The following is a 14,589-nucleotide window of genomic DNA, read 5'->3' on the forward strand; positions in this document are numbered from 1 at the left end:
ATGCATTTTGTCGTTGTCGCTCTTCCGTGGCGCGATAAAGAAAAGGATTGCCCTTGTCTCTGACCATTCTCGGCCTTTCCGGCGCACTTACCCACGACCCTTCCGCGGCGCTGTATATCGACGGCAAGCTGATTGCGGCAGCTGAAGAAGAGCGCTTCGTGCGCGACAAGCACGCCAAGGGTCGCATGCCCTACGAGTCGGCCAAGTTCTGTCTGGAGTTCGCCGGCATCAAGCCGTCGGATGTCGACGTCGTAGCGATTCCGTTTGCGCCGATCAGCCTGTTCGGGCCGGCGCGCTGGCACTACGCCAAGCGTTACTGGTATGCGCCCGATCGCGCGCTCGACGCGATCCTCATGGGTAACCGCCGTTTTCATCGCTACCGTCGCCGCATCGAATGGTGCTTGCTGCAACTTGGTTTTGATCTGAAGAAGGTCGAACTTGTGCCGGTAGAGCATCACCTCGCGCACGCATCCAGCGCCTACCACTGCTCCGGCTTCACGCAGAAGACGGCCATCATGGGTATCGACGGCAAGGGCGAATACGCCACCACCTTCTTTGGCTGGGGCGAAAACGGCAAGATTCACAAGATCAAGGAGTTCTTCGACCCGGATTCGCTTGGCGGCCTGTACGGCGCCATCACCGAGTATCTGGGCTTCGAGATGCTCGATGGCGAGTACAAGGTGATGGGCATGGCGCCTTATGGCGACGCGGCCCGCCACGACTTCTCGCGCCTGGCGAAGTTCGAGAACGGTGAGCTGATCATCAACACCGACTTCGCCAACGTGATCGGCTTCCGCCGTTACAAGGAGAACGGTAAGGGCTATTACTTCTCGCCCAAGCTGATCGAGTGGCTCGGCCCGATGCGCAAGGGCGACATCGCCGACGACCCGTACATCCATTACGCCGCGAGCATGCAAAAGCTCTTCGAAGAGCTCGCGCTGCAGATGATGGACTACTACCTGGGCGACATCCTTCGCGAGACCGGTCGTATCGCCTTCGCCGGCGGCGGGGCGCTCAACGTCAAGCTCAACCAGAAGATCATCGCCCGCCCTGAGGTGAAAGAGCTCTTCGTGCAACCGGCCTCGGGCGACTCCGGTACGGCTGTGGGTGCGGCGTCTTACGTTTCCGTGGCGCGCGGCGTGCCGGTCGAAAAGATGGAGCACGTTTATCTGGGCCCGGCCTACAGCAACGAAGACGTCATCGCCGCCTGCGCCAGGCATCCGGCGAACCCGCAGTGGAAGCTCATCGACAAGGTGCCGGAGCGCATCGCTCAACTGCTGGCGGACGGCCATCCGGTGGCGTGGTTCCAGGGGCGCATGGAGTTCGGCCCCCGCGCGCTTGGCGGCCGCTCCATCATCGGTTGCCCCAGCGCGCCGGGTGTGGCCGACCGGATCAACGAACAGATCAAGTTCCGTGAACGCTGGCGCCCGTTCTGCCCCAGCATGCTCGACACCGTCGGCCCGCGCATGTTCGGCTCCGATCACCCCGCGCCGTTCATGACCTTCACCTTCGAAGTTGAAGAAGAATGGAAAACGCGCGTTCCCGAAGTCGTGCATGAAGACGGCACCGCCCGCGCCCAGGTGCTCAAGCGCGAATACAACCCGCGCTATTACGACCTGATGCTTGAAATGGAAAAGCTTACCGGCAACGGCGTGGTGCTTAACACCTCGCTCAACCGCCGTGGCGAGCCGATGATCTGCTCGCCCACCGACGCGCTGAACATGTTCTTCGGGTCGGATCTGCAGTATCTGGTGATGGAGGATGTGCTGGTGGTGAAGGGGACAGCGTGAGTGTCGCGATGCCGGCCCCAAAGCGGTCGTCGGAGCTTCGGGTCGCCGTTGTGCCGTTCCCCGCCCTCGGCGATCTCACCATTTATTTACGCTTGGCCCAGACTTTTGTCGCTGCCGGCGCGCGCGTTACCTATTTCTCTGATCATCTGGCCCCGGCCGCCCGATTCTTTCCCTGGCTTGCTGTCCAACGGCTTGAGGGCGCAGGGTTGTCCTCCTTGCTGGACAGGTTCGATCTGGTGATATGGGACGCAGGGGTTGCGCCGCAGTCGGGTGAGGGGCGGGCGGGCGACGCCTTCGCGACGCTGCTGTCCACTCATGCCAATCTCGCTGTCGTGACTTCCAAGGATCTACCAGACCCACTCCGCACGATCTCATCTCGTATCCGAATCGGGAACCAAAGCTTCGGCAATGCCTGCGCAGCGTTTTGTCGAGACTCTAAAGCTGGTCTGACGATGGTGGACTGGGTAGATCGATATCTCGCAGAGACTTTCAACCTCGCGGCGCGGGAAGAAGCGCCGTCTGTCAGCTTTGACGATGTTCGGTCGAGCCCGCTGCCCAGACAGGCCCTTATTTTTCCGACGACGCCTAATCCCCGCAAAAACTACTGGCCGCGAGGTTTCCGGGCCATTGCTCGACGATTGGCCGCTTCCGGTTGGGAGGTGTCATTTGTCTCGGCGCTTGCAGATCGTCACCGTCTTGAGTCCGAGTATTCCGGGTTCAGGATAGAGGCTTTCCCCGATTTGGGCGGCCTGATGGAATTCATGCGCGACGCGAGCATCGTCATAAGCAATGACTCTGGGGGCGGTCATCTAGCTTCCATGCTGGGCGTGCCGACAGTGACGATAACGCGCAAGCCCCCCGATTTCGTGTGGCGTCCGGGGTTCAATAATGGTGGGCTGGTGCTGTCACCACTTTTCACGTTCAAGGGGCCGAGTGGTCACGTATGGCGTCCGCTTATTCCGTTCTGGCGCGTTGAGCCGCATGCAAATGCTATGTTTGAGCGGCGTGAGCTGACTCTAAATGTGAGTGAGGGGGCTCAATGATGTCCGTAGCCTGTTTCGCGATGTGGAGGGGGCGTTTTGAGTTTTGTGCTCTGCGGTGTTTGAGCGGACTGCACGAGGAGCGTGTGATCCGGCATGGCTTGCATGGTGCGGCCAATGTCCCGGAGGCGCGCGGTGTCTAAGGAAAGGCGCGCTCTGGGGCTGAAAATACTCATCCCGTACTTCGGGGTCTGGCCTTCGTGGTTCCCCTTTTTTTTGCGTAGCTGCGCAGATAACCCGGGTGTCGAATGGGTGCTATTCAGTGATTGCGGTATTCCCGGTTCATGCCCTCCCAACGTACGCATCGTTGAGTTTAGTTTCGAGCACTACTGCGGTCTCGTTTCTGAGCGGCTCGGCATTGATTTCGCGCCGTCGTCATCGCGCAAGCTCTGCGATATTAAACCGGCATTGGCCGAGATTCATGCCGACTATCTTGAAGGCGCGCGTTTCTGGGCTTTCGGCGATATCGACGTCGTTTTGGGTGATCTCGAGGCTTACCTGCACGCGCGCAAATTCGAGGCGCGCGATGTGACTGCGCTGCATTCGCGGAGACTCTCTGGCCATTTGACCGTTCTTCGCAATGTTCCCGAGATCAACAGCGCCTTCCGGCGAGTTTTGGACTGGAAGGCGCTGTTTGTCGCTCCTCGGCACGCGGCTTTCGATGAGAAAGCGTTTTCGCGAGTGTTTCTTCGACACAAGAATTCACCGAAGTGGGTGCAATGGTTCGCCAAAAAGTGGGATCCATGGCTTGATCGTGCTGAATTCCGGGAGGCCTTCACGACTCCGGACGCCAAGATTCCGTGGATCGACGGCAGTTTCGACTTCCCCGCAGCGTGGTATTGGAAGAGGGGTCGTCTCTGGAACGACAAGGATGCAGCAACGACTTATCCTTATCTCCATTTCATGCACTGGAAAAAGCAGTGGACGGAAGATAATGTCAAAGGTCTTGAATACGCTTGGGATCCGGCTGTCGTGCTGGAAATTTCTCCGAAAGGGATCTTTGCCAAAGTGGCGCCGGATACTTGACTGGACGCCGTCACGTCAGGTTTGCATCTGAACATTATCAGGATGGTTACATGAAAGTTCTTGTGCTTGCTGAGGCGGGCAGTATGCGCAACGCCACCACGTGGGAGGCCCTGCGTGATGAGTATGAGTGCGAAGTTCGCTGTTTCGAAAAGGGAAGGCTCCGGGCGACGGTCGAAATGACGGCTCATCAAGAGTTTGATCGCGTCGTACTCTGCGGTGGCTTCCGGCGTTCCGGAAGCGATATCCGAGCATTGGCACAGCTTCCAGAAGTCGTCATCTATGATCTTGATCTGCAACAGGATTACATGCCGGATAGTAAATATTATCGGCAGTTTCCCTCGTTGTTCAAGATGTTCCCAAAGGTCAGTCTTATCGTCACTAGTCTTGCGGCCTTTGAGCATTATCAACGGCTAGGGTTTGTCGTGTCTTACGTGCCAAAGGCCTATGATCATCGATTGATTACCCATATGGGTTCGCCGCGAGATCTCGAATTTGCTTTTATAGGCCGAACCGGCCACTCGCTCTACAGGCAGAGGCGTTTGATGCTGCAGGAGGTTTCACGTCATCTCCCTGTGCAGACTCTGCGAACAGCAGATCTTTCTGAAGAAGATGATGAGTACGCGCGCACGTTAAACCGTGTGCGCTTTTTCATCAGTGCTGATGCAGGCTTTCAGGAGTATCACATCAAGAATTTTGAAGCTCTCGCCGCAGGCTGTGTTCTGTGTGCGTTGACGACGAGTCCGCGGGAAAATGAACTATTGGGCTTCGAAGATATGCGCAACGTCGTGCTTTACAGTTCGGCAGAGGAGCTCGCGGAGAAAGTGAATACTATTCGCAAGACTTCGGGCTTGGCTGAGTCCATCGCGGAGGAGGGCCGGAGGTTGGCCGAGTCCAGGCATCAGTGGCGACATCGCCGCGGTTTGCTTAAAGATGCGCTCGTCAGACAGCCCGGCGTGCCGCCACCCATGACGTGGCGCGAGCGCATGTTGTGGGCGAGAACCAGGGCCTATTGGGCATTGGGTCGAAAATGAGCAGACGGGGGCAAAGTTGAATGCAAGGCGGGCGTGAAATGAATGAAAGATGGGTGCTCCAGCTTTGCCACTGCTACTACGGCCCTTTTGCCGACGTGGCCCGACAATGGTCGGCGCTTTTTCAAGGCACTGCTACTCGGGTGGCCACCGTATATCTCACGGGACAGCGCGACGGCGCTGTGGCGGAGCGGACCGCCTGCGACGAAGTTGACTTCCTGGAGTTCTCGAGTGCCCAAGTCGGTGGGTTGAAGATAGGAGCCGTGCGCCGAGTGCGAGAGCTGTTAAAGCAGCGTCCTTATGAAGGGATCATCGCCCATCGCTTCAAGCCAGTTTATATCGCGTGCCTTTCAAGTCGCCTGCCGGTTATTGGTGTTCACCACGCGTTCGGAGATTACGACCGCGTTTCACGCAGGCTGCTTGCACGCTGGTACAGGCAGAGGCTGAATCTCGTGGGCGTCTCGGACGCCGTCCGAGACGACATCTGCCGCTCCCTGCCTTTCATGCGTAATCAGGTGCACACCTTGCACAACCGGATCGATGTCGCTGCCGTTCGCTCCGAACTCGTTTCCCGTCAAAGCGCACGTGATCGACTGGGTTTGCCTGACGATGCTTGGATTGTCGGAAACGTTGGGCGCTTGCATCGCGACAAGGACCAATCCACGCTCATACGGGGATTCGCTAAAGCTGTGCCGAAACTACCGAAAAGCGCCTTGCTTGTCATCATAGGAAGCGGTCCGCTCGAAAGCGCCCTTAAAGCCGAAGCCCGAGTCTTGAACATAGAAGGCCGTGTGCGCTTCGTGGGGCAAATCCCCGAGGCCCGGCGTTACTTCGCTGCATTTGACGTCTTCGCCCTCACGTCGGATCACGAGCCGTTCGGCATGGTGCTGTTGGAGGCCATGGCAGCTTCCGTGCCCGTCATTGCGTGTGCGTCCGGCGGGGCGCCGGAGGTCGTCGATCGGCCCGAGGCGCAGTTTGAGCTTGGTGATGACGTGACGTTAGCGTCCAGGTTGGCCGAGTACGCCACTCTCGGGCAGGGCGAATTGCGAGCGATCATAGATCACCAGAACGCCCGGCTGACCGAAGCCTTCTCCGATCAAGCCGCCCGTGGCCGCTTCTTCGGAGAAGGCTTCGGTCAGGGGTTCTGAAGGCGGTTGGCGGGGGGCATCCCCGCGTCAGTTCGCCATCCTCGTCCGCGTAGATAAAATGCATAGACGAAGCCGCCGACCACCGAATTCAGGAAGAAACCAGATGGGTAAGTTACGTACGATTCGAAAACATTGACGACCGCCCAGAACGCAAAAAACGCCCAAGCAAAAGCGAACACATCAGATGGCATCCAGCCCTTTTGCCATGCAATCACCGATCTGTAGGCAACCAGTGCAGCGATTGAGGCAATGCCGAAAAATCCGGCCCAGCCGAGTGCAATCAGGACTTCGAAGTAGCTACTGTGGATGTGGCCGAAGTTTTTCTTGAAGTCGTCGCTGAAATACGGTGAGTGCTGAATCAGGCGGTTAACAGTTCGAGCGCCCCATCCCATCAGTGGCCGCTCGGCAATCCAGGCCGTCGCCGCCGACCAAGATGCCACGCGAACCTGCGTGCTCGACAAATCCTCATTAGTCTCGAAACGCGCCGCGCTGGCTAATTTTGCAGCTGAAATATCTTCCTCGGAAATGCGCTCAGCTAGTCTTTGCGGCCCTTGCATAGCGGCGAAGATGAGCACTGCCACTGCCACTGCCACTGCGGCGGTAACTCCACCAATGATCAATTTACGTTTGCGAGGCGTTTCGTCGGAGCTTTTGATGTATGCGATGCGCAATGAAATCGCTAACAATAGCGGAACGGCCAGCCCCAATCCTAGCCATGCTGCGCGCACTTGTGTCACCACGGTCGCCCAAGTCATGAGCGTCACCAATACGATCATGACTGTACCTACGATTGGCCTTAACTTGCTCTGAACGGACGCGATGCAGCGCGGAGCAAAGGCTAACGTCGCCAGTAAGCCTGTCGAGAAAATGACGCCGGCGTGCTGAGCGTTGTCGATGCCAAAGTCGATACGTTTGCCAGCCCAAGCTTGGCCCCAATGCTCTGGGGGCGCGAGTAGAGCAAGGTAAAGCAACAGGCCAGTCGCGGCACTTATCAGCAGGGCGTATGGGCTTTGCCACGTGGAACCAGTCAAGCCGTGGGCGAGCACCAAAAAGAAGCACACTGAAGTCAGGTATGACCGGGCCTTAGAGCCGCCAAACAACTCCTCCGGTACCGAGTATAGGTGCCAGAGATAGCCTGCCAGTATGAGGGCCCAGAATGCAGTGCAAAGCAACAGCATCCTGTCTGGATGAATCCAAGCTGTGCGGAACACAATACAGGCGACGAAGAGCAGAAGCTGGGCAATCACCAGGGCTTCGGACGCCTCTCTAAAGAGAAACCACAGAAACGGGAACAGCAAAGTCGAACCGCAAAAAAAAGCGTGGACGACGTTTGGCTGCGGAGCGGACGAACGGATCGGTGTCACGGTAGACCGTACTCGTTGAACATCGCTTGAATTTGCTCGTCGTTCGCGTGCTTGTTGGTTTTCCAGAGAGACACTTGCTGGGTTCCCTTCCAGGGCATTAGATCATGACGCGTGCCAGAGTGGCGGGTATAGCGTCCATTCAGGCGTGTCATCCAGTAGAGCCAGACATCGTCCGCTGTCGGGCAGAGACGCATGAATTTCGCAGTATCTAAAATGTCGGCGTAAAAGCAGCCAGCGGGATAATAGGTGCCGGCCGCGCCTGTGGCGAAGTTGTAGGCGGTAGATTGTCGATTGTTGGCATTGCTGTTCCATTGGCGGTAGGGCCGAATGCCATCATTGTCGATCGTCATCTCATGGACCCGATGTGCGATTACGTCTCCGGGGTGCTGGCTCGCCGCGCTAAGTAGTTCTTCTAGCCATTCCGGCCAGTAATAAATATCATCGTCGGCGGTGACGATGTCGGCTTCCGGAAAAGCAGCCAGCGCTGGAATAATTTTCTTAAAGGACTTCAAGTCTTCGCAGTGGCGAACTTCAAGGCCTTGTTTAACAAGATTAGTTACCGATTTCGGTAACAGATGAGCATCCTCGTGGGCGATCCATAGAATCACTTTGTCCGCCTTAACCTTCTGTATTAGCAGGCTCTTAAGGGTGAGGTGTAGCGTCGCGTAGCGCGCCGGATAAGAGGTGAGCGATACGATCACCGGAGCGGCGCGGCCATGTGTTTGACAGCGTGGCTTCATCGCCCAACGAGTCTGCAGGGCTAGCCAGTTTCGTAGCCGCAAACATCTACGTATGAATTTCGGCGGCCTGACTTGCATTTGCTTTGGTGGGGTGCCATTCATGTCAGCCTACCTTTTTTCTGTGATATTCGCGCTGTATGCATGAACAAGTGTTGTCGAGATAAAGCCGATAATTAGGTACTAGCGACCTGTATTGTATATTCCGAAGTCATTTGGCGCGCGGTTCCTTGGCGGGTGAGAGTACGGGATCGACGGCGCATATGTTGAATGCGCTAGTGAGTTGTTCGGGGGTGTATTCCGGGACGTGACATTTTAGTAGTGTGCGTACTTCACCGTCGCTAAGACGATCGACTTCGCTGAACAACTTGTTGAGCGTAACAATTACGTCGGAAGAGACGGTTCGCGCAGCGGCAATCCGCAGTTTCGGGTGCGGGGTCGTACAGGTCGTTTCACTGTCGGCCAGCAACTCTTCATACAGCTTCTCTCCTGGCCGCAACCCCGTGAACTCGATGCGAATTTCTGCTTCCGTGTAGCCACAAAGGTGAATCATGTTGCGTGCCATGTCAGCAATGCGTACCGGTTCGCCCATATCAAGCACGAAGATTTCGCCGCCCTTGCCCATTGCTGAGGCTTGCAGTACCAACTGCGCCGCTTCAGGGATCGACATGAAATACCGGGTAATGTCCGGGTGGGTCACGGTCACCGGACCGCCGCGAGCAATCTGCTCCTGAAACTTCGGGATGACGCTTCCATTGCTTCCCAGAACGTTGCCGAAGCGCACGATTTCGAACTGCGTGGCAGACGATTGCCGGTACAGCGCTTCGCACACCATTTCGGCGAGTCGCTTGCTGGCCCCCATGACGTTGGTCGGGTTAACGGCCTTGTCGGTTGAGATCAGGATGAAGCGCTCGGCGGAATAGGTTTGCGCGCACTGTGCGACCTGCAGCGTGCCCAGCACGTTGTTTCGCACTGCTTGCCACGCGTTTCCTACCTCCATGAGGGGCACATGCTTGTATGCGGCAGCATGAAACACGATTTGCGGGCGGTGTTCAGAGAACACTTCATCAAGCCGCACGGCGTCGCGCACGTCGCCGGCAAGCGGAACAATGCGGGTGGAGGGGCTGTGCAAGGCGAACCATTGCTCCAGCGAATACAGCGCGAACTCGCTGATTTCGTATAGCACCAGCGTGCGCGGTTTGGAACGCGTGAGCTGCCGGCACAATTCGCTGCCGATAGATCCGCCCGCACCGGTCACCAATACCGTCTTGCCCGCGATCATTTCAAGCACATGCGCCGTATCGATGCTGACCGTTTCGCGGCCGAGCAGATCCTCTATGGCTACCGGCTGCATCTTGGTGATCGCCACCCGTCCAGTCATCAGGTCTTCCAGTCTCGGCACGGTGAAGACTCGTGCGCCGCCTGAGACGGCCAGGTTGGTGGCTCGCCTCAGCTCTTCCGGCGGAGCCGAAGGAATGGCAAGGATGACGTGCTGCGCCTTAAACTTGCGCAGCACTTCCGGCAGCGATGCTAGTGTCCCCGCCACCGGGTGGCCATGCAACTCTAGCCCCAGCTTCGAAGGGTTGTCGTCCACCAGCGCCACAACACGCCAATCCGCTGTGCGTTCAAGCTCGCGCACCAACATGGCTCCAGCCGTGCCAGCGCCTACGATAATCACTGGTTCTCCCGCTGCCTTCAGATCGCCGTAAAAACAGTGCTCTTTCCACATACGCCATGCGGCCCGGCCTCCTCCCATGATCACCAGCAGTAGTAGCGGGTACAAGACGAGCATTGAGCGGGGAATGGCAGGGCCGGGGGTGCGGTCAACCGCGAGCACGGCGATCAGGCCGCCAGCTGAGATGCCCACGGCTTTGATGACGCGTTTCAAGTCCGGCAGGCTGGCAAAGCTCCACATGCCGCGATACAAGCCGGCCCAGTAACAGGCGCCCACTTGAATGCACAGGAGGACCCCCAAACCGACGACAGCTTTCTCGTTGTAGTTGGAAGGCCACTCGAAGTTAAAGCGCAGTAGGAAGCCGCCGAGCCAAGCTACTGTAACTGCGCTCAAGTCGAACATAAAGACCAGCAGAGAGCGCGTGCTCCACTTTGGACTAATCATGAGTGATGCGTCCCGCCGGTTGCTGCACGCATCACCTTCTCTATCGTGTTACAGGTGTGCTCAATTTCTAAGGAACCGATGGTTGGGTGCACCAGGAACATCAAGCTAGTCTCGCCCAGTTCGCGCGCGATGGGCATTGGGCGCTCAGGTCGATAGCCGGTGCCGTCAAACGCCTTTTCCAGATACACCTCCGAGCAAGAGCCGGTATAGCACGGCACTCCCAGAGCATTGATCTCACGTAGGATGCGATCCCGGCTCCATCCCGCGGACAGCTGGTCAGGCTCTACAAATGCGTAGCACTTGTAGGCGGCATGATTGATGTGTGCGGGCACCGCTGGCACGCGCAAGCCAGGCAAGTGCCGAATGGCATCCCAAACGGCATGTGCGTTGCGGCTACGTTGAGCATGCCAGTCTTCCATGCGATGTAGCTGAATGCGGCCAATGGCTGCCTGCATTTCCGTCATGCGCCAATTCGTTCCGAATTGTTCATGTACCCATCGGAAGCCTGGCGCATGATTGCGCTCATAGACGGCCTCCCAACTCTTGCCGTGGTCTTTGAAAGACCACATTTTCGACCACAGGGCGCGGTCGTTGGTGGTGACCATGCCGCCTTCGCCGCCGGTGGTCATGATTTTGTCCTGACAAAACGACCACGCGCCGATATGGCCGATAGAGCCGACCGGACGGCCCTTGTAGCGCGCTCCATGCGCCTGTGCGCAATCCTCGATGACCTTCAGCCCGAAATCACCTGCCAGGCTCATGATGTAGTCCATTTCGCATGGCCAACCGGCCAAATGAACGCACAGGATGGCCTTCGTGCGCGGGGTCATTACGCGCCGTGCAGTTTCCGCAGTGATGTTTTGGCTCTCACGGTCGACGTCGGCAAAAACCGGTTCGGCGCCCGCGTGTACAATTGACGAAGCCGATGCCAAAAACGTGCGCGGCGTGACGATAACTTCATCGCCCGCCCCGATCTCGAGTGCCTTGAGTGCCAGATCCAGCGCAACCGTGCCGTTCGCGAGGCAAACCGCGTGCGCCGTACCGGCCCACGCGGCAAATTCTTCTTCGAAGCGCCTGCATCGCTCTCCGGTCCAGTAGTTGACGCGGTTGGACAGCAACACGTCCTGAACCGCGTCAGCCTCCTCTCTGGAGTACGCAGGCCAAGGGGGAAAAGGGGTGTCGATCACTGAAAGCTCACGCAACAAAGATCACAGCTGATTGGCCGTGGAGAATGATGCCGGAACGCCGGTTGCCGTGACATCGTCAGGCAGGTCCATAACTACGGCAGCGCCTGCCCCGACGATTACATTGGAGCCGATATGAATGCCTTGTCGCACGCTAGCGCCGATGCCTACCCAGCTGCCGTCGCCCACGATGACATTGCCTCCCAAATGCGCAGCGGGGCTGATGTGCACGCCGTTACCCAAAATACAGTCGTGGTCTATGCTGCTTTGCGTGTTCAGGATTGCCCCCACCCCTGTGCGGGCATAGGCGTTCATCACCGCCCCAGGTAAAACCACTGACCCGGCACCGAGTTGCGCGTAACGGCTCACGCACGAATTTGGATGTATTAAGCTGATAACGTTGGCGCGCGCTTGCAGCAACTCGTGCAGCTTGTCTCGACGGATCGCGTTGTTCCCAATTGCGACGAACACCCCGTCGAATTCCGCCAAGCGCGCGACAAGGTTGCTGAATGTTCCAAGCACGGGCCATTCTTCGTTGCGCGAGCAGGTCGGGTAGGCGTCATCGAAGAATACGCAGTGCTCCCAGCCCAATAGCTCAGCGGTGTCGCCGATGACTTTCCCGTGCCCACTCGCGCCGAAGACGGCCAAGGCTTTCATTGGTCGTTTCCGGTGAACTTAGACATTGTGACTTGCCCCCGCTCGTTGATGCCTTCGTGCACCAGCACCTTACGCACGGTCAGCAGCAGAATCCTCAGATCCAGCCAAAGACTGCAATTGTCTACGTACCAGACGTCCATGGCAAAGCGTTCCTGCCAACTGACTTCATTACGGCCGTTGATCTGGGCCCAGCCGGTCACGCCAGGGCGCACTTCGTGACGGCGGAACTGTTCGGGGCTGTATAGCGGCAAATACTCCATCAACAACGGTCGAGGGCCGACAAGACTCATGTCGCCCTTAAGCACGTTCCACAGCCCGGGCAGTTCGTCTAGGCTCGAAGAGCGCAAAAAACCGCCGAAAGGCGTCATGCGCTGTGCATCCGCCAGCGGTTCGCCGTCCGGCCCGTTGGCATTAACCATCGTGCGAAATTTGACCAACTTGAAAGGCTTGCCGTGTAGACCTGGGCGGACCTGGAAGAAAAGCACGGGCCGACCAAGTTTGCGACGGATTTGCAGTGCAACAACGGCGATTATTGGTGATAACAGCACCAGTGCACCCGCTGAGAGTACGACGTCGAGAAGTCGCTTCACAATTGAATGACCTGATCAAACTTTATGGACTGAGGGCTGTGTCGATTTTAATAGTTTCCACTCGCGATCGATTTTGCTTTGTCGCCCTTGCGCTCAGCGGCTAAGGAAAAAACTTGTGCAAGTTGTTCAGCTAGAAGGTCGCGGTCAAAAAGTTCTACAGCAATCCTCTTTGAGGCTTCGCCTGCTCTCTTCATGAAATTTGCATCTGAAAGTTGATTTGAAATCAAGTGCGCGGCTTCATCAAAGCTTTTGCGCCAGGTCACTATTCCGCAGCTTTCGCGGTTCACTATATCAGCCTGCCAGCCGCCATAATTGATCAAAATGGGTTTGCCTGCAGCGAGGGTGTCGAAAAACTTGTTTGCGGAGTTAGCCTGCATTTCTTTCATGTCCACAAACAAACTGCAAATAATGTCTGATGTGGCGAAGATTGCTGGCATATCCCGCTTGGGTGCAGGATCCTCGATGAATAGATTCACGTTTAATACACCTGCGCGTCTCGCTTGTTCTTCGACCAGAGCCCTCTCCATGCCGTCGCCAATAAGCAAGATCCGTATTTCAGGGGAGGTTTTCAAAAGCGCCGTTGCCAAGCCGATCATGTAACTCACGCCGTTGATTTTACCGAATGTGCCAGGATAGGTAACAAGCGGGCGGTCGCCCAGCCACAGCCGCTTCGCCCGCCAAGCGGTGCCTTCTTCGGGACTAACGTCAAAATCAGTGTTGTCGCAGCTGTTTGGTATGACCGCTACCCGTTCTTCAGCGTAGCCTGATTTTACTATTCCGTCTCTCATCCCGGGTGATAAGGCAACTACCGCTTCCGAGTTGCGATAAGCCCAGAACTCAAGCCAGCGAGCTAGTCGTATGCTAAAAGGATTCTTGAGGGCCCCTATCGCAATTGGCAATTCGGGCCATAAGTCACGCACTTCAAAAACCATAGGGATTCTTAGTTTCTTCGCTGCCAGCGCGCTAGGGATCGAAATGGTCAACGGGGTGCTCGTGGCAAACACAATATCCCCTTCGATGGATATCGCCCGTCGCGCTGAGCTGAGTGCAAAATGCATGAAGGCTTTGATCCGGTCCGGATACGGCATGTGGTTCGAATACGGGACGGGCAGCCAATGAACTTCGATTCCGTCCTCGTTCGTCACGAACCAGTCTTTGCGATCGTCATCTTCTCGCCAGGAAGTGATCATCGTTACCCGATGACCCATTTTCACAAGCCGGCGCGCCATCTCATAAGAACGAGTTCCGCCCGGCATCGACCGAGTATTGAAGTATTGATGAAGGTAAAGAATGTGCATGAGATGTGGCTGGCAGGATGTTTCTTGGCGGCGAAGGGGTGACAGTTTAAACGCGCCATTAGTGATCTGGGTCAGGGGGCGGTGATGTCATTCAGGACGCGCAAGGTCATCGCGTCCGTTCCTTGGCGTCGCGACGATGGTTTGCTAGGAATCGCCGCCAGCGGGCAGCATCGAGAACCCGCCTCCATTCGATGTGCATTGATGAGAAGATCGCCAACCGCCAAACTTTTAAAGCCACGAAGGGACCATGCTTGAGCGCGAGCAGCATATGACCGGTTGCGGAGCGCCCTTTTCGCACGCCAAGCGCAGAGAGGCGACATGCGACCGAGCGGTCAATCAGAAAGCGCTCAATGAAGGCGGTTGCCGTCACGTTTGCAGTAAGGCTTGCGGGGCGACGGAATACGCGATAAACGGACGTCATTTCCGTTCGCACGTTCCTTGCATGCACTGCCGCCAAGACATTAAACGCGACGTCGTTGCTGCGGCGCACTGGATCGAACCGAAGGTGATGGGTCTCGATGAAAGCTCGAGAATAAACTTTCGCCCAAGGAACTACATGCTGGAGTCGCAAGCGCTGCAGTGAGTCGGCATTAGGTGATTGGGCGTAA

At 57.1% G+C, this 14,589-nt stretch carries 13 protein-coding genes; 5 read left to right on the forward strand and 8 right to left on the reverse strand.

Annotation, left to right across the window (positions count from 1 at the left end; all coding sequences use genetic code 11):
* The first annotated feature begins 53 nt into the window (after positions 1–53).
* From AC6H0W_RS05635 to AC6H0W_RS05655, 5 genes are all read left to right on the forward strand, one after another.
* The gene (locus AC6H0W_RS05635; protein ID WP_497576155.1) at positions 54–1,790 is read left to right on the forward strand and encodes a carbamoyltransferase family protein; all 1,737 of its coding nucleotides are present in this window, start codon (positions 54–56) and stop codon (positions 1,788–1,790) included.
* Positions 1,787–2,833 carry a glycosyltransferase family 9 protein gene (locus AC6H0W_RS05640; RefSeq protein WP_497576156.1) on the forward strand — a complete coding sequence of 349 codons (1,047 nt, stop codon included), beginning with the start codon at positions 1,787–1,789 and terminating at the stop codon, positions 2,831–2,833. The genes AC6H0W_RS05635 and AC6H0W_RS05640 overlap by 4 nt, the downstream gene beginning before the upstream one ends.
* A gap of 132 nt (positions 2,834–2,965) precedes the next feature.
* Positions 2,966–3,856 (forward strand): DUF6625 family protein, encoded by an 891-nt coding sequence (locus tag AC6H0W_RS05645; RefSeq protein ID WP_497576157.1) that lies wholly within the window; start codon positions 2,966–2,968, stop codon positions 3,854–3,856.
* A gap of 50 nt (positions 3,857–3,906) precedes the next feature.
* Complete coding sequence (locus tag AC6H0W_RS05650; RefSeq protein ID WP_497576158.1) at positions 3,907–4,887, forward strand: glycosyltransferase family protein; 981 nt, start codon at positions 3,907–3,909, stop codon at positions 4,885–4,887.
* A gap of 38 nt (positions 4,888–4,925) precedes the next feature.
* On the forward strand, positions 4,926–6,032 hold the full coding sequence (locus AC6H0W_RS05655) for a glycosyltransferase (protein WP_497576159.1): 1,107 nt from the start codon (positions 4,926–4,928) through the stop codon (positions 6,030–6,032).
* Here AC6H0W_RS05655 and AC6H0W_RS05660 read toward each other — a convergent pair.
* The 8 genes from AC6H0W_RS05660 to AC6H0W_RS05695 all read right to left on the reverse strand — a co-directional run.
* Complete coding sequence (locus AC6H0W_RS05660) at positions 6,020–7,396, reverse strand: O-antigen ligase family protein (RefSeq protein ID WP_497576160.1); 1,377 nt, start codon at positions 7,394–7,396, stop codon at positions 6,020–6,022. The genes AC6H0W_RS05655 and AC6H0W_RS05660 overlap by 13 nt on opposite strands.
* Positions 7,393–8,136, reverse strand: coding sequence for a hypothetical protein (locus AC6H0W_RS05665; RefSeq protein ID WP_497576161.1), 744 nt, complete (start codon positions 8,134–8,136; stop codon positions 7,393–7,395). Before AC6H0W_RS05665 ends, AC6H0W_RS05660 begins: the two co-directional genes overlap by 4 nt.
* 208 nt (positions 8,137–8,344) lie before the next feature.
* On the reverse strand, positions 8,345–10,210 hold the full coding sequence (locus AC6H0W_RS05670) for a polysaccharide biosynthesis protein (protein WP_497576162.1): 1,866 nt from the start codon (positions 10,208–10,210) through the stop codon (positions 8,345–8,347).
* A gap of 38 nt (positions 10,211–10,248) precedes the next feature.
* The gene (locus AC6H0W_RS05675) at positions 10,249–11,439 is read right to left on the reverse strand and encodes a DegT/DnrJ/EryC1/StrS family aminotransferase (protein WP_497576163.1); all 1,191 of its coding nucleotides are present in this window, start codon (positions 11,437–11,439) and stop codon (positions 10,249–10,251) included.
* A gap of 21 nt (positions 11,440–11,460) precedes the next feature.
* Positions 11,461–12,093, reverse strand: coding sequence for an acetyltransferase (locus tag AC6H0W_RS05680; RefSeq protein WP_497576164.1), 633 nt, complete (start codon positions 12,091–12,093; stop codon positions 11,461–11,463).
* A complete protein-coding gene (locus AC6H0W_RS05685) occupies positions 12,090–12,683 on the reverse strand; it encodes a sugar transferase (protein WP_497576165.1) in 594 nt (197 codons plus the stop codon). The genes AC6H0W_RS05680 and AC6H0W_RS05685 overlap by 4 nt, the downstream gene beginning before the upstream one ends.
* A gap of 47 nt (positions 12,684–12,730) precedes the next feature.
* The gene (locus AC6H0W_RS05690) at positions 12,731–13,981 is read right to left on the reverse strand and encodes a glycosyltransferase family 4 protein (RefSeq protein WP_497576166.1); all 1,251 of its coding nucleotides are present in this window, start codon (positions 13,979–13,981) and stop codon (positions 12,731–12,733) included.
* A gap of 106 nt (positions 13,982–14,087) precedes the next feature.
* The coding region (locus tag AC6H0W_RS05695) for a hypothetical protein (RefSeq protein WP_497576167.1) at positions 14,088–14,589 on the reverse strand (502 nt) is incomplete at its 5' end.

The organism is Pseudazoarcus sp. NS20, assembly GCF_059703745.1.

Coding starts and splice junctions, on each gene's coding strand:
- AC6H0W_RS05655 (WP_497576159.1), top strand. CDS start 4,926: ATGAATGAAAGATGGGTGCTCCAGCTTTGCCACTGCTACTACGGCCCT.
- AC6H0W_RS05680 (WP_497576164.1), bottom strand. CDS start 12,093: ATGAAAGCCTTGGCCGTCTTCGGCGCGAGTGGGCACGGGAAAGTCATC.
- AC6H0W_RS05650 (WP_497576158.1), top strand. CDS start 3,907: ATGAAAGTTCTTGTGCTTGCTGAGGCGGGCAGTATGCGCAACGCCACC.
- AC6H0W_RS05665 (WP_497576161.1), bottom strand. CDS start 8,136: ATGAAGCCACGCTGTCAAACACATGGCCGCGCCGCTCCGGTGATCGTA.
- AC6H0W_RS05670 (WP_497576162.1), bottom strand. CDS start 10,210: ATGTTCGACTTGAGCGCAGTTACAGTAGCTTGGCTCGGCGGCTTCCTA.
- AC6H0W_RS05690 (WP_497576166.1), bottom strand. CDS start 13,981: ATGCACATTCTTTACCTTCATCAATACTTCAATACTCGGTCGATGCCG.